The sequence below is a fragment of the Streptomyces sp. NPDC002845 genome (genome assembly GCF_053591955.1).
Genome location: NZ_JBSFUU010000048.1, coordinates 58,226 through 73,277 on the forward strand (window position 1 = coordinate 58,226; position 15,052 = coordinate 73,277).

The following is a 15,052-nucleotide window of genomic DNA, read 5'->3' on the forward strand; positions in this document are numbered from 1 at the left end:
GGATGGCACCGATGATCACCCAGATGGTTTCGGTACCCACCGACGATGTGGCCCTCGCGGGCGACCTGGTGGTGCCGTCGTCGGCCCGGGCGATGGTGCTGTTCGCGCACGGCAGCGGCAGCTCCCGGCACAGCCCGCGCAACCGGGCGGTCGCCGCCGAACTCCGTACCGCCGGACTCGGCACCCTGTTGATGGACCTGCTCAGCGAGGAGGAGGACCGCGTCGACGCCGTGACGGCACAGCACCGCTTCGACATTCCTCTGCTCGGCCGCCGACTGGTCGCCGCCGTCGACTGGCTGGAGCAACAGCCCGACACCGGCGGGCTGCCCATCGCCCTGTTCGGCGCCAGCACGGGCGCGGGGGCGGCGCTGATGGCCGCGGCCGAGCGGCCGGAGCGCGTGCTGACCGTGATCTCCCGGGGCGGACGGCCGGACCTGGCGGGCGACGCCCTGACCCGGGTACGGGCCCCGGTCCTGCTCCTCGTCGGCGGACGGGACCCGGAGGTGCTGCGGCTCAACCAGGAGGCGGCCCGGCAGCTGCGCGCCCCGCACTCCCTGCGTGTCGTCCCCCGGGCCACCCACCTGTTCGAGGAGCCCGGAGCTCTCGAACAGGTCGCCGGGACGGCCCGGCAGTGGTGCGAGGACCGGCTGACGTTCCTGCACGAAGCCACCAAAGGCACGGCTGAGGACGAGTACTGACCCGCGGGCGCCGACACCGAGGCGCGGGTCACCGAGGCGCGGGCGCGTCGTCCGCCATGTCCGTGCGCAGACGGGCACCCTGACGCAGGAGCTCGCCCTGGACGACGGAAGCGGGCAGTTCCCGCGGAGCGCGTCCGAGGCGGGCGGCCAGCGCCGCGGCGACGCCTGCCGCCTGGCCGGTGGCCATCGCGATGGGCATGACCCGGTACGAGGAGTGCGCCACGTGCGTACCGGAGATACAGCGCCCGGCGACCAGCAGCCGGTCCGTTCCCCGGGGCAGCAGACAGCGCAGCGGGATGTCGTAGAAGCGGCCGGTGGGCACGCGCCTGAGGAGGGTGCCGGTGCCCTCGGGGTTGTGGATGTCGATCGGGTAGGCGCCATGCGCGACGGCGTCCGGGAAGGGGCGGGCGGCCAGGATGTCGTGGCCGGTCAGCTGGTAGTCGCCGAGGACGCGGCGGGTCTCCCGTACGCCGATGTGGGTGCCGCTCTGCACCACGTACGACTCCTCGAATCCCGGCACCCGGTTCCGCAGGAAGCGGTCGATCTGGGCCAGCTGGCGGCGGGCGGCGCACTCGGCGCGGCTGAGGTCCCACACGCTCGTGCCCAGCGCCCCGGTGACGCGGGTGGTGTTGACGCTGATCTCGCCGGGGTGCGGGGTGGCGAAGAACAGCACGTCCTCGCGCGGCAGTTGGAGTTCCCCGGCTGCCGTGGCCTCCTGGACCAGGTCCCACAGGCCGTGCACACCGAGCCACTGGTCGGGGTGCGCGCGTACGTACTCCGCGAACCGCGGGCGCGCGAAGTCCGCGACACGGAACATGAGCGTCATCGGCTGCACCAGCCCGTCCTCCGGCCGGCCGATCTCGTACGGCGCCCCGCAGGCGGCCGCGATGTCGCCGTCACCCGTACCGTCCACGACCACCCCGGCATCGACCACCACCGGCCCCGACTTGGTCTCGAAGACCACCCGCCAGCCGTCGTCGAGCGGCAGCGCGGCGGACGCGAAGGCGTGGAACAGCAGCCGTACGCCCGACTCGTCCACCAGATCGAGCAGGACGAGCTTGAAGACCTCCGGATCGAACGGGACCGTGTAGCCGGTCTCGCCGGAGGGCGGTACGCACCCGCCGCGTTCGGTGAGCCGGGCCAGCAGTCGCCATAGGACGCCGGCCACCACCGGCTCGCCCTCGCCGTGGTCGGTGGGCAGCAGCCGGGTGCCGTCCTCGGTGCCGTCGCACACGGCCTGCCGGTGCTCGTTGTGGAACGACATCAGCGGCATCACCAGCGCCACGGTCGCGTTGCCGCCGAGAAAGCCGTAGCGCTCGACCAGTACGACGTCGGCGCCCGCGTCCGCCGCGGCGAGCGCGGCGCCGCAGCCGGCGGGGCCGCCGCCGACCACCAGGACGTCGGCGCGTCCGCCGTACCGCGCGGACCGCGGTGGCAGCGTGACGGTACGGGGTTTGTCGGGTGGCTCCAGGATGGGCATCGGTTCCTCCTGCCGGCTCCCTTCCGCGTACGGTCGGGCACCCTTGCGCGCGTTCGCGTCGGTCCAGGGCGGCCGTACGCGTAACCGGCTCTCTTCCACGCCGGCGCGGTCGCTTCCGTCGATGTCGTCGAGCAGGACCGCGCAGCGCGTGCAGGTCTCCTGGGCGAGGCCGCGCAGTTCCCGCACCCGGGAGTGCAGCTCCGTACGCCGCTGCGGGTACTCGTCCCACAGCCGGTCCACCTCCGCCAGCAGCAGCCCGGCCTGCTCCCGCGCGACCCCGACCAGCGCCGGGGCGCCCATCCGGCGCGCGAAGTCGAACACCTTGCCCGAGTAGGGGAGCGGAAGCAGCGGCAGGCCGGAGAGCGCCGCGAAGATCAGGAAGTGCAGTCGCATGCCGACGGCCAGGTCCAGGTGCCGCATGAACCCGAGGACCTGGCCGGGGCTGTAGTCGCCGTGCAGGATCCGCCCCTGGTCCGGGGCGGTCATGTGGGACAGCACGGCGTGGGCGTGCCGTACGTCGTGCCGTTCCATCGACATGAAGACCACCGTGCGCGTCGAAGCGCCGTACCAGGAAGTCGGCCACGTCGGCGAGCAGCGCGTGGTAGTCGTCCTCGGCCGGCTTCTCGGCCGCCCGGCCCGGTTCCCGCACCGACATCCCCACCAGCCGGCCTCCGCCGGGCAGGCCCTCGCGTACCATCATCCGGCCGGTGAAGGGCTCCGGCGGCAGCAGCAGCGCCGGGTCGGCGGTGACCGTGACCTCGCGCTCCACGCCGACCTCCTCGAAGACCAGCCGGGACTCCTCGTCCCGCACCACCACGTCGTCCATGTCCGGCAGCACGGTGCGCACGGCCTCCCGGTCGTCGGCCTCCCGCAGCGGACCGGCGCCCACGGCGTAGGCGAACGTACGGACCCCGCGGTCGTGTGCCGCGCGGACCAGCCGCAGATAGCGGCGCGCCTCGCCGTCGTAGAGGATGCCGCCACCGCCCAGCACCAGCAGATCCAGGCAGGACAGCGCGTCCAGCACCTGTTTCTGGGTGACGCTCTCCCAGCCGACCACCTCGTCGGCGTCGCGGTGGTGGGTGCGGGTGTGCTCGGCGTTCCGGCTGAAGACGACGAGCCGGGCATGCGGGCGCTGGCTGCGCAGACAGCCCAGGACGCAGGTCAGGATGGACTCGTCTCCGACGTTGAAGCCCCCGTAGGAGCCGAGCACACCGACGCGCAGGGGCTCGGTACCGGCGACGGGACGCGCCTGCCGGTCGGCGGAGCTGGTCATCCGTGCGCTCCCGTCGCGTCGGAGTCGGGTGCCGCTTCCGGGGTCGGGGACCGGGTTGCCTGGAGGCCTCCCCGGAAACACATCCGTGCATCGACGCCCGGCCACGGGGTACGCGGTGTCCCACCGGATCGAGCCCGTCCCGGTGGCCCCGGCGAGGGAAGAGGGAGTGAACGGCGTATGCAGTTCCGTGACCGCAGGCAGGCCGGGCAGGAGCTAGCCGAGCACCTGCGTGTCCTGCAGGAAAAGGGCGACCTTCCGGATCCCGTCGTTCTCGCGCTGCCCCGCGGTGGCGTCACCGTGGCGCGGGAGGTAGCACGGGTCCTCGACGCGCCCCTCGACGTACTGGTCTGCCGGAAGATCGGAGCCCCGTTCCAGGAGGAGCTCGGCGTCGGCGCGATCGTCGGCGACGACCCTCCGCTCTACGACAAACGGGCCCTGGACCGGCTGAACCTCAGCGAGGCCGCGCTCGCCCCGGTGGTGGAACGGGAGCGGGAGGAACTCCACCGCCGCGAACGCCTCTACCGGCAGGACCGCCCCGCCCCGGAGCTCCGCGGCCGCACGGCGATCGTCGTCGACGACGGACTGGCCACCGGATCGACGGCACGCGCCGCGGTGCGGTCCGTACGGAACCGGGAACCCGCCCGTGTCGTCCTGGCCGTGCCGGTCTGCTCCCCGGAAGCCGCCGAGCTGCTGAGCGGGGACGCCGACGACGTGGTCTGCCTGTACCAGCCGAGCGCCTTCATGGCCGTCGGTGTCTGGTACGAGGACTTCGAGCAGGTCACGGACGACCAGGTGCTGGAAGTGCTGCAAGAGCACTGACACGGTGCGCCGGTCCCGGGGCGACCGCGGTGAGCACGAGACGTGGAGGTGACCGGCCGTGCCGCGGATGGACGGCGACGAGGCCCGGCGGCGGTTCACCGACGCACGCGTCGCACGGCTCGCGACCGTCGGCCCCGGCGGAGGCCCGCACCTCGTGCCGGTCGTGTTCGCACGGCACGGCGACGAGATCGTCATGGCCGTCGACCACAAGCCCAAGAGCTCCCAACGCCTGAAGCGGCTGCGCAACATCACCGGCCACCCGGAGGTGTGCCTGCTCGCCGACGCCTACGACGAGGACTGGGACCGGCTGTGGTGGGTACGCGCCGACGGCGCCGCCCGGATCGTGCCACCGCCCGACGCGTCCGACGCCGACGGCACCGGGGAGGAGCACGCCACCGCGACCGCGCTGCTGTGCCGGAAGTATCCCCAGTACCGGGACCGCCCGCCGCGAGGGCCGGTCATCGTGGTCACCGTCGCGCGGTGGAGCGGTTGGCGGGCGGCACCCGAGGACGAGGACTGACGCGCGTGGCCGCCCACGGGCCGGGTACCCGGCACCAGCCGAGCCCCGTCGCCGGTGCCCGCGCGCCCCGCCTGTACGCACCCGTATCCGCAGGATCCGAAGGAGGTGCGCCATGAACGAAGAGCCCTCCGGCCGTTCCCGGCATGTGACCGACCCGTCCCACCGCGCACCGGGCCCCGTGTCCCGCGCCCGCTCGGGGGCCTTCGGGCGCCACTTTCCCAGGACCGGCACGGAACCCCTCACCGCCCAGAGCCCCCTTGGCCTGCGGCTGCTGCTGGCCTGCCTCTTCCTGCCCGTGTTCGTCGCGGCGACCGTGCTGTTCGCCGTGTGGGCCGCCGCGTCCGGCCCCGGCGAAACCCCCGGCAGCGGAGTCCTGACGGCCATCGCCGCCGTCTGCGGCGCGCTCGCCCTGCTCACGGTCCTGGACCTGGTGGTCGTGGTACGCCGACTGCGGCGGGAGCGGGGCTGAGCCGACTCCGGCTCCGGCTCCGACGCCGTGCGGCCGGCCGGGGTCGTCACACCGCGCGGTGCTCGGTCCGGCTCGTGGTGTCGGTCACCGAGATGGTTCCCTGGGCGACGGCGCACAGGGTCCGCGTACCGTCCGCGGCGACCGTGATCAGGTCGCAGCGGCAGACCGCCCGGGTGCGCCCGGCCCGGACGACCCGGGCCTCGGCGCGCAGGGTCTCGCCGGTGGTCGGCCTGAGGAAGTCGACGGTGAATCCGGCGGTCATCACACGCGCGCCCACCACCGTGCCCGCCGCGAAGGACAGCGCGTTGTCCGCCGCGTAGCCGAGGACTCCGCCGTGCACGAAGCCGTGCTGCTGGAGCAGCTCCTCGCGGATGTCGAGTTCCAGAGTCGCCGAGCCGTCGCCGAAGGCCACCAGCCGGGCGCCGAGGAGCACGCTGAAAGGCTGCGCGGCCAGCGCCTTGCGGGCGAGGTCCACATCGAGAGCTTCGTTCACGCCACACCTCAATTCACTAGTGAAGTGAGAATGGCGTCCTTCGCTCACGTCTGTCAAGATCGGCCCATGCCCGAGCCCGACCAGCGCCTGTTCTTCCTGCTGCAGCGCGCGGCACACCAGTTGCGCATCGCCGCGGACCGGAGGTGCCTGGCCGCCGCCGGCATCACCACCGCACAGCTCGGCGCGCTGTTCGCGGTGCGCGACGAACCGGGTGTCACACAGCAGCGGCTCGCCCGCACTCTCGGGCTGCGTGAATCCGCCGTCACCTCGCTCGTCGGACGGCTGGCCGCGTCCGGCCTCCTCACCAAGCGGACGCATCCGAGCGAACACCGCGCGGTAGTACTGGAGTTGACCGACGCCGGGAACACCGCACTGCGCGCCGCCCAGCCGGAGATCGACCGCTTCAACGCCGAACTCCGTGCCCTGCTCGGCGAGGAAGGCTTCACCCGGACCGCGGCGGCCCTGCGCGAGCTGGCGTACTGGAAGCCCTGAGACGCGCTCGCCGGGCTTGCCTGCCCCGCCCCGGCCGCGGACCTCAAGGCCGGGCGTACTCCCGGCGCACGGCGGTGGCCAGCCGCGCCAGTGCCTCTTCGGCGCCCTGTTCGTCCGACTTGTCGAGGAGGGCGAGCGCGTCGGCCGCCGCTTCCCGGACGAGCCGGGGCACTTCGTCGAGGGCGGCCATCCGGTAGGCGACGGTACGACGTGCCGCGCGCTCTTCGGCGGTGACACCGGTGGGGCCGGTGTGCGGGAAGACGGCGGCCTGGTAGGCCGTCACGTGGATGAGCACGCCGTGCGCGATGCCCTCGGCGTACCCGCGCTGCCCGGCCCGCCGCTGCGCCGCGGCGAAGTGCGCCAGGGCCCGCCGCCGTACGACGAAGGACCCCGCCACGCCCGCCGCCCCCGAGCACACACCCACGGCGAGGGCGGCGGTGGCACCGCCGAGCAGGGCGCCGACGAGCGCGCCGGAGGCCGCCAGCAGACAGGTCAGCCCACTGATGAGTAGAAGCAGCGCACGCGCGGGAGTGAACGAGGCCATGGCGTGCAGTGTCGCAGCACCCGCCGGACTCGTGGACCGAGGGTCGGCCGCCGATGTCGGGCGGCACGGCGGGGCCCGGGCCCGACAGAGGGAGCCGCGCGCCGCTCGCGACCGGCGATGACCGGGTCACCGGCACCTCCCGCGTCCGGAGATCCCGCCCGACCCCTAGAGATCCCGCCCGACCCCGACCCCCTCCCGCAGCGCCCGCAGATGCTCGGCGAGCGGGCCGAGGCCCACATCGCGGCGCCGCTCGTCGACCGCCTGGGGTCGGCGAATGGCGTACGGGGAGAGGGTGTCGGGGTTGATTCGGGTTCCGTAGAACTGGGGCTGCCCCAGCTCCACGGCGCAGTGGTCCGCGATGTAGGCGTGGTGCACGGCCGGACAGCCGCCGTCGGCGACGGCCTCGGCGATCAGGTCGCGGCAGGTGAGCTGGAAGCCGAGGTCGGGTGCGTGGAGCAGGATCATCAGGGCGGCCGTCGAGGCGGGTTCGCCGACGAGCTCGGCGGTGGGCCAGCCGTGGCGGGCGACGACCGCCTTGAGCGCTTCGGCGTTCTCCCCGCGGCACCGGGCGATGCGGTGCCGGCTGAACGCGGTGGGCGCCTCCCGTGCCAGCCGGTGGTCCTCCTCGACCCTGCGGACCAGTTCGGCGGCGAGGGAGGCCTCGCGGGGCGCCGCGCCCGACGGCGGTCCCTGGGACGGCGCGCCCCTCATGGCGTCCCCCCGACGGCGAGCGAGAACCACACCCTCTTGCCGGTGTCACCGGGCTCGGGCGGCGCCGTGCCCCAGTCGTCGGCCAGCGCGGCCACGATGGACAGCCCCCGCCCCGACTCGGTGCCCGCGTCCGGCACACGGGGCAGCGGCAGCACGGGCGAGGAGTCGGCGAGGGTGACGCGCAGTTCGCGGCCGCAGAACTCCAGGGTGACGGCGACGGTGTCGGCGGGATCGGTGCTCGCGTGCCGAACGGCGTTGGCGAACAGCTCGCCCGTCGCCAGCACCGCGTCGTCGACGAGGGCGGAGAGCTGCCAGAGCCTGAGATGCGCGGCCACCATGCGCCGGACCCTGGCAGCACACGAGGGGTGCGCGGGTACCGCGATCTGGAGGAGGCGAGGCCTGCCGAGTGAGATCAAGGGAGCCTCACCACGCGTGGTCGGCGGCCGTTTCCGCCGGGTGCCGCGGCACCTTCCGTGCGGGCGCGCGGTCGGGCGCGCCGTACTGGCGAGGCAGGGGCGCGGCGGCGATGCGCGCCGACACTGACTGCCGTCATCGTCGACTCCTTCGGGTGCGGCACGGCCCGTATGGCGGGCGCCGGTGCTGTTGTCGAAGACAACAGCACCGGAGGCGTCGAGGGCCAGGTGGTGCAGGGGTTGTCCGGTTGCGGGGGCGTAGTGACGTGAGCTGTATGTTCGCCCGCATGAGCAAGGCGAACGGGGGACAGGTCCCCGCGCAGCGGCACGGCTGGACCGGCATGCACGGCAGGAGAGTGCTGGTCACCGGGGGCAGCCGGGGCCTCGGCGAGCAGATCGTGCGGCTGCTGCTCGACGAAGGGGCCCGGGTGGGGACCTGCGCACGGACGGCGACGGGACTGGAGGCACTGGTTGCGTCCGTGACGGCGGAGGCCCGCGCCCGGCTGTGCACCGAGACGCTCGACGTCATGGAGCCCGGTCGGCTGGAGGAGTTCGTCACCCACATGGGGAAACGTTTCGGCAATGCGTTGGACGGCGTGGTGGCGTGCGTCGGCGGCTCCCGGGGCGGCCGATTCGAACAGGCCGGCAGCGCGGACTGGGCGGCGACCTGGGACCTGAACGTCGGGCACACGGTACGGCTGGTCCGCGCCGCGCTTCCGTACCTGCGCGCCGCCGGCGGCGGCTCGGTCGTCGTGATCGCGTCCGTCTCCGGCTGGAAACCGGGGCCGCCCGCCCAGTACGGCGTGGCCAAGAGCGCCCAGATCCACCTGGCCGGCTCCCTGGCCCGTGAGCTGGGCCCCGACGGCATCCGCGTCAACGCCGTATCACCGGGCTCGATGCTCGTCCCCGGCCGCCGCTGGGACCGTATGCGCACACAGGACCCCGAGGCGTACGCGGCCTTCGCGCGGGGAGAGTTGCCGGGCGGCGAGCCGGTCGTCTCCGGCGCCCACCTGCCCGTCGACCGGGCCCAGAACGCGCCCTCGCCCGACGGCTACTGACGTCGTACGGAGCACACCCCGCCGTCAGGCAGCGGTCCCCAGTACCACCCGCGACCGCCGCTCGAAGTCCCGCACGATCGGCTCGTCGCCGCGGGACCCGAGCCGTCCGCGGAAGTCGCGCAGCGCCTGGATGGACCGCTCGCTGTGGACACCGCTCAGCGCGTCGAGCGCCTCGGTGGCCGTGGCGATCGCCTCGTCCAGCCGGTTCTGCTGCAGATGGGCCGTCGCCAGGACGGAGCGGCTGATGGCCTGGCGGCGACGGCGGTCGGCGTGGGCGCGCACGGACTCGCTCGCGGTGTGCTCGGCCTGCGCGGCCAGCCCCAGATCGCGGAAGCACACGGCGGACTCGGCCTGCAGATAGTGGTGGTCGAGGAAGCGGACCCACGGCGACTCCTCCGCGGGGCCACGGCTGGCGTCCAACTGCTTCTCGGCCGCGCGCAGGGCCTGGGAGGTCTCGCGCGGCCGGCCGAGCGCCGCGTGTCCGCGCGCGGACATGGCGTACAGCCGCATCAGGCCGAGCGGACTGCCCGCGCTCCTGGCGGTGGCGACACCGGCCCGGGCCAGCGCCACCCCCTCGTCGGGACGGCCCAGGCTGGTCGCCAGATGGGAGAGCCCGGCCAGGATCTGACCGCCGAGCACCCGGTCGTGGCCCTCGGCGCAGAGCCGCAGCGCCTGGGTCATGTACCGCTGCGCCAGGCCGTACTCCCCGGCGTCGTACGAACTCCAGCCCGCCATCGCCGCGAGCCGGGCCGCCGCCGCGAACAGCTCGCGGCGCTCGTGCGCAGGCGCGCCGCGCCGTTGCAGCATGGGAATGACCTCGGTCGACAGGTACTGCACGATGCTCGTGCGGACACCGCCGCCCCCGTAGTGGTTGTCCATCTCGTCGAACATGCGGATCATCGCGTGCACCTGCTCCACCGGCCCGGCGCCGGACACGGCCGGTACGGCGGACACGGACGCCGGGCGCGTGGCGTCCTCGCTCTCGACCAGCCACAGCAGCCACGCCCGCTGAGGGTTCGTCAGCGCACCCGGGACGAACGGGACCGGCCCGAGCAGGCTGCGCCGGGAGATGTCGGTGGAGCCGAGCTCGGCCAGGGTGTGCAGGGTCTCCGCCACGTTCTCCCCGTACACGAGCGCCCGCCCCACCACCGGGCGCCCGCCGTCGGGCGGGAAACCGAGGTCGGCGGGGGTCACCGGACGGCCCAGCCGCTCGCCGAGCACCGCGGCGATCAACTCCGGGGTGTTGCCGCGCGGTTGCTGGCCCTGGAGCCAGCGGGTCACGGACGCCTTGTCGTAGTTGCTCTCCGTGCCCTGGCAGCGGCCCAGGTCATTGACCCGGAGGGCGAGGGAGGCGTACGAGCAGCCCGCCTCCTTGAGCGCGGCCGCCAGGGCCTTGTTGGGCCCGCCCGTGTCCTTGCCCTGGGTCCTCGGTTGTCCGTTCGTCACGGCGGCCATCCAGGTCTCGCTTCATGTCGGCGCGCGGTTTGACCCGTACCCGCCGAGGCGCCAACTCCCGGACGGGCCGGAGGAGATCGAGAGACGCCGCCGCGTGTGTGCGGTAGGTCACTCGATCACTATGGTGGCCGAACAACTCAGCCCGCAACCTGCGTTCTGATAATTTCAGAATGAACTCCCGGGATCTGTTCGTGTCAATGGATCGCGTGGCACACTGCACGCTGTGAGTCCCGTCCTGGGAGGTAGCACGTGAGTGAGACCCGCTCAGGAGGCGGTGCCCCCACGGCCCCCACGGTCCTGCGCATGGTGCTCGGAAAACGCCTGAGGCACCTGCGGGAACAGGCCGGGGCGTCGTTCGAGGACGCCGCACGGACCATCGAGGTCACCGCCCTGACGGTTCGCCGCATGGAGAAGGCCGAGGTCGGCCTCCGTATCCCCTACGTCAAGGAGTTGCTGCGCGCCTACGGAGTCTCCGCCCAGGAGATCGAGGACTTCGTCAACCTGGCCCGCGAGGCCAACCAGCCCGGCTGGTGGTACAAGTACCGCGACGTGCTGCCGGACTGGTTCAGCGCATACGTGAGCCTGGAGAGCGAAGCCGCCGTCATCCGCCTCTACGAACCCCAGTACGTGCCGGGCCTGTTGCAGACCCCCGAGTACGCCGCCGCCCTCATGCGCGTCGGTTTCCCCAACGAGACCGAGGAGGACATCGAGCGCAGGATCTCCCTGCGCGTCAGGCGCCAGGACCTGCTGGCCAAACCCGAGGCACCCGCCATCTGGGCCATCCTCGACGAGACCGTGCTGCGCCGGCCGGTGGGCGGGCCCGAGGTGATGCGGACCCAGATCGACCGCATGACCGAGGTGCTGGGGCACCCGAAGGTCAGGATCCAGATCATGCGCTTCGCGGCCGGCCCGCACCCGGGAGCCTTCGGCCCCTTCCACTACTTCCGGTTCGGGTTCTCCGAACTCCCCGACATCGTCTACACCGAGAGCCTCGCGGGCGCCCAGTACTACGACCAGCCCGCGGACGTCGTGACCTACCTCGAAGTACTGGACCGGATGTCCGTGCAAGCGGAACCGGTCGCCCGGACCAGGGACATCCTGGCAGCACTGCGTAAGGAGTTGTGACCATGGCACCCAACGGCCCCATCCACAGCGGCATGTCAGCCGTCGACCTCGGCACCGAGGGCTGGCACAAGCCCTGGAGCGGCACCAACGGCGGCTCCTGCGTCGAGGCCAAGCGACTGCCCGACGGCAGCGTCGCCTTCCGGCAGTCCAAGGACCCGGCCGGACCCGCGCTGGTCTACTCACGGGAGGAGATGGTGGCGTTCCTGGAGGGAGCCAAGGCCGGCGAGGCCGACTTCCTGATCGCCTGACGGTCGTCGCAGGGGACGACCGAGGAGCCGGCACCGGGCGGTGCGGGGCCACGGGGTCCGCACCGCCCGGTGCCTTTCACTGTCCGCTTACCTCTTATTACTGCGTACCTCTTATTACCGCGTTCACTGTCCGAAGCGCGTTGTCACTACGCCCGCACAACCGGACAACCCACACGCGTACTCCCGCCACCCCGCAACCCCCGCACACACTGAGAGAGTTGGGCACCCGCCCCCGTAGCACGCTGTACCACTCGAAGGGAGCGGCATGCGTACGCCGCCTCGCGTCCCGGGTCGCGCCATGCCGCCCGCCGGACGTGCCGGCAACCCCGGCCGGGCCGCTCCCGAGGGGCGGGCATGAGACTGCTGCCCACCCTCACGCAGTACCGGACGCTGGTGATCGAGGGGCATGAAGGGTACGGGGCACACGAGGGGTCGCGCAGAGCGCACCTGGCGGCCGAACTGGCCCACCTGGGCTTCGAGATACGGCGCATGCCGCCCGGCCTCCACCACCTGGACCCGGCCCTGCCCTACCGCGAGCTGCTGTCCGGACCGGGCCGCCTGGCCGTCGACGGCAGCATCATCCGGGAACTCGTCTACGGACCGCTGCGCCGCGGACGCTCCCGGGTCACCTGGATCCAGGCACTCGACTTCGCCGAGGCGGTCGCCGAACGCGACGGCGCCATGCTCCATGTGACGGCGCCGGTGCCCGCCGAGGACGAGCATGAGCACAGTACGGAGACGGCCGAGGCGGCCACCGCGTACGCCCGGGTGTTCGTGACCCTCGCCCAGCACGTGCCCGTGCTGACGGTCGACATCGGCCAGCCGGGTCACCACATGCGTGCACCCGCACCTCGGCAGTCCCAACTCTGGCGAGAATTCCGCCAGTTGACGGTAGGTTAGCGAAGACCGCGCGATGCGAGGCAGGAGAGTTCCCATGGCAGAAAGCCGCCCCACTCCCGATCAGGAAGCCCTGTCGAAGATCGACACCACGGTGCCGCACTCGGCCCGCATCTGGAACTACTGGATGGGCGGAAAGGACAACTACGAGGTCGACCGCGTCGCCGGCGACGCCTACCGCGAGATCGCCCCCAACATCGAGACGATGGCCCGGGCCTCGCGCACCTACCTCATCCGCACGGTCACCTTCGTGGCCCGCGACTGCGGCATCCGCCAGTTCCTCGACATCGGCACCGGTCTGCCGACGTACGACAACACGCACCAGGTCGCCCAGAAGGTCGCCCCCGAGTCCCGCATCGTCTACGTCGACAACGACCCCCTGGTCCTGCGCCACGCCCAGGCCCTGCTCACCAGCACCCCCGAGGGCGTCACCGACTACGTCGACGCCGACCTCCACGACCCCGACACCATCCTCGAAGCCGTCGGCAAGATCCTGGACTTCAGCCGGCCCGTGGGCCTCATGCTGATGGGCATCCTCGGCCACATCCAGGACTACGAGGAGGCCAAGTCGATCGTCCGCCGTCTCCAGGCCGCCCTGCCCTCCGGCAGCTACTTCGTGCACTACGACAGCACCGACACCGACCAGGAACTCAAGCGCGCCCAGGACGGCTACGACGACACCGGCGCCATCCCGTACGTCCTGCGCAGCCCCGAGCAACTCGCCGCCTACTACGAGGGCTTGGAGCTCCTGGAACCCGGCATCGTCTCCTGCCCCCTCTGGCGCCCGGAACCGGGCACGGCCCCGGTGCCCACGGACGTCTACGGCGGGGTGGCGTACAAGCCGTAAGCGGTCTGGTGGCCACACGAACACCAACCTGCCCCTTCCCTATAGTCTTCCCTATCCTTCCCTAAAGCTGGCTCTCTGTTAGGCTCATGGGGAGTGATAGGGAAGGAAGTGTCATGGAGCGCCCCACAGGGAGCCCTCGGCAGTACACCGTGGACGAGGTGTCCGACCTCCTCGGCCTGCACGCCAAGACGGTTCGCGGCTATGTGCGCGACGGGAAACTCAAGGCGACCCGTGTCGGCAAGCGCTACCGCATCGCGGCCGACGACCTGGCCGAGTTCACCGGCCGCCCCGTGGAGTCGACGGCCCGCGAGAGCGCGAGCCGCGTCCGGCGTGCGGAGGCCACCACCATCGTCCACGTGGACGCGGTGGCCCCCGCCACCGTGGGACGCGTCAGCACCATGCTCGGCGCGATCGTGATGTCGGGGCCGGGCGAGGGCGAGAGCCGGTTGCGCGTCGAGACGATCTACGAAGAGGAACGCGCCGCCCTCAAGGTCATCCTGATCGGCAGCCTGGAGCCGGTGACCGATGCCCTGCGGCTGCTCACCGCGATGGTCGAGGACAAGTGACGCAGGACGGGAAGAGGGAGGGAGAAGAGGCCATGACCACCGGCTTCGAGTCCGAGACGGTCGAGGTGATGCACGGCGTACCCGTCCTGCTCAGCCCGGCCGAAGGGCCCACGCTGCGCGGCACCCAGGGAGCCCTCGACCTGATCGGCGCGGCATTCGGCGCCGACGCCTCATGGGCGGCGGTACCTGTGGGACGCCTGGACCCGGACTTCTTCCGGCTCCGCACGGGCATGGCCGGAGAGTTCACCCAGAAGTTCGCGCAGTACCGCATCGGGCTGGCGATCGTCGGCGACATCACGGCACACACGGCCACCGGCGCGGCCCTGTGCGACCTGGTCCGCGAGAGCAACCGCGGCCGCTCGGTGTGGTTCGTGGACGACCTGGTGGGCCTCCGCGAACGAATGCGGCCCCGCCCGCGGAAAGACACCTCGACGGCCGGGCCGGGCGCGGGCTGATTTTCCACCCCACGGAACTTCTCCGCACTTCAGGGTCCTGTCCCCGGGTGGTGGACACCTCTGAGCCCGGCTCCGCCAGGGGCTGGGTGGGAGGGATCTCTATGGTGATGAAGGTCCTACTCGCCCGAGTTCAAGGCAGACGCCGTCGCCCTGTATCTGTCGGACCCGAGCCACACCTTCAAGGGCAGCGGCAAGGATCTGGGCATCAGCCGGGAGACGCTGCGCAACTGGGTGCGGGCCGAGCAGACGGCGCGCGGTCGCGCGCATCATCTCGAAATCGACAGGCAGGGCGGGCGCCTCTGCCGTGCCGGTCGGACGGGTGGTAGAAACGTTCACTGTCGACGCTCCTTGTCAGCGTGGGCCGCGCCCTGGGGCCGTACCGCGAGCGGTCGCCGGGGTCTTGGCTTGCTGACTCAGAGTGCCGACATGAAAGCCCTGTGGCGTTGACTGAAGTGTCAATGCCCCAGGGCTTGACGAGAGTTGAATGAA

At 72.2% G+C, this 15,052-nt stretch carries 18 protein-coding genes and 2 pseudogenes; 13 read left to right on the forward strand and 7 right to left on the reverse strand.

Annotated features, from left to right (window positions below; all coding sequences use genetic code 11):
- Positions 1–11: 11 nt before the first annotated feature.
- Entirely contained in the window at positions 12–698 is a 687-nt protein-coding gene (locus ACWD3C_RS30205) for a dienelactone hydrolase family protein (protein ID WP_451149335.1), read from the forward strand.
- Between the two features lie 28 nt (positions 699–726).
- On the opposite strand, the gene ACWD3C_RS30210 is transcribed toward ACWD3C_RS30205, so the two are convergent.
- Positions 727–2,178 (reverse strand): FAD-dependent oxidoreductase, encoded by a 1,452-nt coding sequence (locus ACWD3C_RS30210; protein ID WP_451149355.1) that lies wholly within the window; start codon positions 2,176–2,178, stop codon positions 727–729.
- Positions 2,179–2,277: 99 nt separating this feature from the next.
- Positions 2,278–3,451: pseudogene (locus ACWD3C_RS30215) on the reverse strand (polysaccharide pyruvyl transferase family protein); the annotation flags it as partial.
- Positions 3,452–3,628: 177 nt separating this feature from the next.
- Between ACWD3C_RS30215 and ACWD3C_RS30220 the strand changes: the two are divergent.
- From ACWD3C_RS30220 to ACWD3C_RS30230, 3 genes are all read left to right on the forward strand, one after another.
- A complete protein-coding gene (locus ACWD3C_RS30220; protein WP_451149336.1) occupies positions 3,629–4,270 on the forward strand; it encodes a phosphoribosyltransferase in 642 nt (213 codons plus the stop codon).
- A gap of 58 nt (positions 4,271–4,328) precedes the next feature.
- Positions 4,329–4,790 carry a TIGR03668 family PPOX class F420-dependent oxidoreductase gene (locus ACWD3C_RS30225; RefSeq protein WP_451149337.1) on the forward strand — a complete coding sequence of 154 codons (462 nt, stop codon included), beginning with the start codon at positions 4,329–4,331 and terminating at the stop codon, positions 4,788–4,790.
- A gap of 112 nt (positions 4,791–4,902) precedes the next feature.
- Positions 4,903–5,259: a DUF6343 family protein gene (locus tag ACWD3C_RS30230; protein WP_451149338.1), complete on the forward strand. Its 357-nt coding sequence runs from the start codon at positions 4,903–4,905 to the stop codon at positions 5,257–5,259.
- Between the two features lie 46 nt (positions 5,260–5,305).
- Here ACWD3C_RS30230 and ACWD3C_RS30235 read toward each other — a convergent pair whose 3' ends face one another.
- Entirely contained in the window at positions 5,306–5,752 is a 447-nt protein-coding gene (locus ACWD3C_RS30235; RefSeq protein ID WP_451149339.1) for a PaaI family thioesterase, read from the reverse strand.
- 66 nt (positions 5,753–5,818) lie between these two features.
- Here ACWD3C_RS30235 and ACWD3C_RS30240 point away from each other — a divergent pair, with 66 nt between their 5' ends.
- The gene (locus tag ACWD3C_RS30240; protein WP_451149340.1) at positions 5,819–6,244 is read left to right on the forward strand and encodes a MarR family winged helix-turn-helix transcriptional regulator; all 426 of its coding nucleotides are present in this window, start codon (positions 5,819–5,821) and stop codon (positions 6,242–6,244) included.
- Between the two features lie 43 nt (positions 6,245–6,287).
- Here ACWD3C_RS30240 and ACWD3C_RS30245 read toward each other — a convergent pair whose 3' ends face one another.
- The 3 genes from ACWD3C_RS30245 to ACWD3C_RS30255 form a co-directional block, all read right to left on the reverse strand.
- A complete protein-coding gene (locus ACWD3C_RS30245; protein ID WP_451149341.1) occupies positions 6,288–6,788 on the reverse strand; it encodes a hypothetical protein in 501 nt (166 codons plus the stop codon).
- Between the two features lie 165 nt (positions 6,789–6,953).
- Positions 6,954–7,499, reverse strand: a complete 546-nt coding sequence (locus ACWD3C_RS30250; RefSeq protein ID WP_451149342.1) for a DUF6624 domain-containing protein — start codon at positions 7,497–7,499, stop codon at positions 6,954–6,956.
- On the reverse strand, positions 7,496–7,837 hold the full coding sequence (locus ACWD3C_RS30255) for an ATP-binding protein (RefSeq protein WP_451149343.1): 342 nt from the start codon (positions 7,835–7,837) through the stop codon (positions 7,496–7,498). Before ACWD3C_RS30255 ends, ACWD3C_RS30250 begins: the two co-directional genes overlap by 4 nt.
- A 362-nt stretch (positions 7,838–8,199) precedes the next feature.
- Between ACWD3C_RS30255 and ACWD3C_RS30260 the strand changes: the two genes are divergently transcribed.
- The gene (locus ACWD3C_RS30260; RefSeq protein WP_451149344.1) at positions 8,200–8,970 is read left to right on the forward strand and encodes an SDR family NAD(P)-dependent oxidoreductase; all 771 of its coding nucleotides are present in this window, start codon (positions 8,200–8,202) and stop codon (positions 8,968–8,970) included.
- Between the two features lie 24 nt (positions 8,971–8,994).
- On the opposite strand, the gene ACWD3C_RS30265 is transcribed toward ACWD3C_RS30260, so the two are convergent.
- Positions 8,995–10,425, reverse strand: a complete 1,431-nt coding sequence (locus ACWD3C_RS30265) for a hypothetical protein (protein ID WP_451149345.1) — start codon at positions 10,423–10,425, stop codon at positions 8,995–8,997.
- A gap of 303 nt (positions 10,426–10,728) precedes the next feature.
- On the opposite strand from ACWD3C_RS30265, the gene ACWD3C_RS30270 reads away from it, so the two are divergent.
- The 7 genes and pseudogenes from ACWD3C_RS30270 to ACWD3C_RS30300 form a co-directional block, all read left to right on the forward strand.
- Positions 10,729–11,550, forward strand: coding sequence for a helix-turn-helix domain-containing protein (locus ACWD3C_RS30270; RefSeq protein ID WP_451149356.1), 822 nt, complete (start codon positions 10,729–10,731; stop codon positions 11,548–11,550).
- 2 nt (positions 11,551–11,552) lie between these two features.
- The gene (locus tag ACWD3C_RS30275) at positions 11,553–11,798 is read left to right on the forward strand and encodes a DUF397 domain-containing protein (RefSeq protein WP_451149346.1); all 246 of its coding nucleotides are present in this window, start codon (positions 11,553–11,555) and stop codon (positions 11,796–11,798) included.
- 354 nt (positions 11,799–12,152) lie between these two features.
- On the forward strand, positions 12,153–12,698 hold the full coding sequence (locus ACWD3C_RS30280) for a hypothetical protein (protein ID WP_451149347.1): 546 nt from the start codon (positions 12,153–12,155) through the stop codon (positions 12,696–12,698).
- A gap of 34 nt (positions 12,699–12,732) precedes the next feature.
- The gene (locus ACWD3C_RS30285) at positions 12,733–13,542 is read left to right on the forward strand and encodes an SAM-dependent methyltransferase (RefSeq protein ID WP_451149348.1); all 810 of its coding nucleotides are present in this window, start codon (positions 12,733–12,735) and stop codon (positions 13,540–13,542) included.
- Between the two features lie 113 nt (positions 13,543–13,655).
- The gene (locus ACWD3C_RS30290; protein ID WP_451149349.1) at positions 13,656–14,108 is read left to right on the forward strand and encodes a helix-turn-helix domain-containing protein; all 453 of its coding nucleotides are present in this window, start codon (positions 13,656–13,658) and stop codon (positions 14,106–14,108) included.
- Positions 14,109–14,140: 32 nt separating this feature from the next.
- Positions 14,141–14,563 (forward strand): DUF4180 domain-containing protein, encoded by a 423-nt coding sequence (locus tag ACWD3C_RS30295; RefSeq protein WP_451149350.1) that lies wholly within the window; start codon positions 14,141–14,143, stop codon positions 14,561–14,563.
- 150 nt (positions 14,564–14,713) lie between these two features.
- Positions 14,714–14,813, forward strand: a pseudogene (locus ACWD3C_RS30300) (hypothetical protein); the annotation flags it as partial.
- Positions 14,814–15,052: the final 239 nt, after the last annotated feature.

Bases quoted from the DNA above. Each gene is read 5' to 3' on its own strand.
- ACWD3C_RS30295 (WP_451149350.1), top strand. From the start codon at position 14,141: ATGACCACCGGCTTCGAGTCCGAGACGGTCGAGGTGATGCACGGCGTA.
- ACWD3C_RS30240 (WP_451149340.1), top strand. From the start codon at position 5,819: ATGCCCGAGCCCGACCAGCGCCTGTTCTTCCTGCTGCAGCGCGCGGCA.
- ACWD3C_RS30260 (WP_451149344.1), top strand. From the start codon at position 8,200: ATGAGCAAGGCGAACGGGGGACAGGTCCCCGCGCAGCGGCACGGCTGG.
- ACWD3C_RS30285 (WP_451149348.1), top strand. From the start codon at position 12,733: ATGGCAGAAAGCCGCCCCACTCCCGATCAGGAAGCCCTGTCGAAGATC.
- ACWD3C_RS30250 (WP_451149342.1), bottom strand. From the start codon at position 7,499: ATGAGGGGCGCGCCGTCCCAGGGACCGCCGTCGGGCGCGGCGCCCCGC.
- ACWD3C_RS30210 (WP_451149355.1), bottom strand. From the start codon at position 2,178: ATGCCCATCCTGGAGCCACCCGACAAACCCCGTACCGTCACGCTGCCA.
- ACWD3C_RS30290 (WP_451149349.1), top strand. From the start codon at position 13,656: ATGGAGCGCCCCACAGGGAGCCCTCGGCAGTACACCGTGGACGAGGTG.
- ACWD3C_RS30270 (WP_451149356.1), top strand. From the start codon at position 10,729: ATGGTGCTCGGAAAACGCCTGAGGCACCTGCGGGAACAGGCCGGGGCG.
- ACWD3C_RS30255 (WP_451149343.1), bottom strand. From the start codon at position 7,837: ATGGTGGCCGCGCATCTCAGGCTCTGGCAGCTCTCCGCCCTCGTCGAC.
- ACWD3C_RS30245 (WP_451149341.1), bottom strand. From the start codon at position 6,788: ATGGCCTCGTTCACTCCCGCGCGTGCGCTGCTTCTACTCATCAGTGGG.
- ACWD3C_RS30265 (WP_451149345.1), bottom strand. From the start codon at position 10,425: ATGGCCGCCGTGACGAACGGACAACCGAGGACCCAGGGCAAGGACACG.
- ACWD3C_RS30275 (WP_451149346.1), top strand. From the start codon at position 11,553: ATGGCACCCAACGGCCCCATCCACAGCGGCATGTCAGCCGTCGACCTC.
- ACWD3C_RS30220 (WP_451149336.1), top strand. From the start codon at position 3,629: ATGCAGTTCCGTGACCGCAGGCAGGCCGGGCAGGAGCTAGCCGAGCAC.
- ACWD3C_RS30205 (WP_451149335.1), top strand. From the start codon at position 12: ATGATCACCCAGATGGTTTCGGTACCCACCGACGATGTGGCCCTCGCG.
- ACWD3C_RS30230 (WP_451149338.1), top strand. From the start codon at position 4,903: ATGAACGAAGAGCCCTCCGGCCGTTCCCGGCATGTGACCGACCCGTCC.
- ACWD3C_RS30280 (WP_451149347.1), top strand. From the start codon at position 12,153: ATGAGACTGCTGCCCACCCTCACGCAGTACCGGACGCTGGTGATCGAG.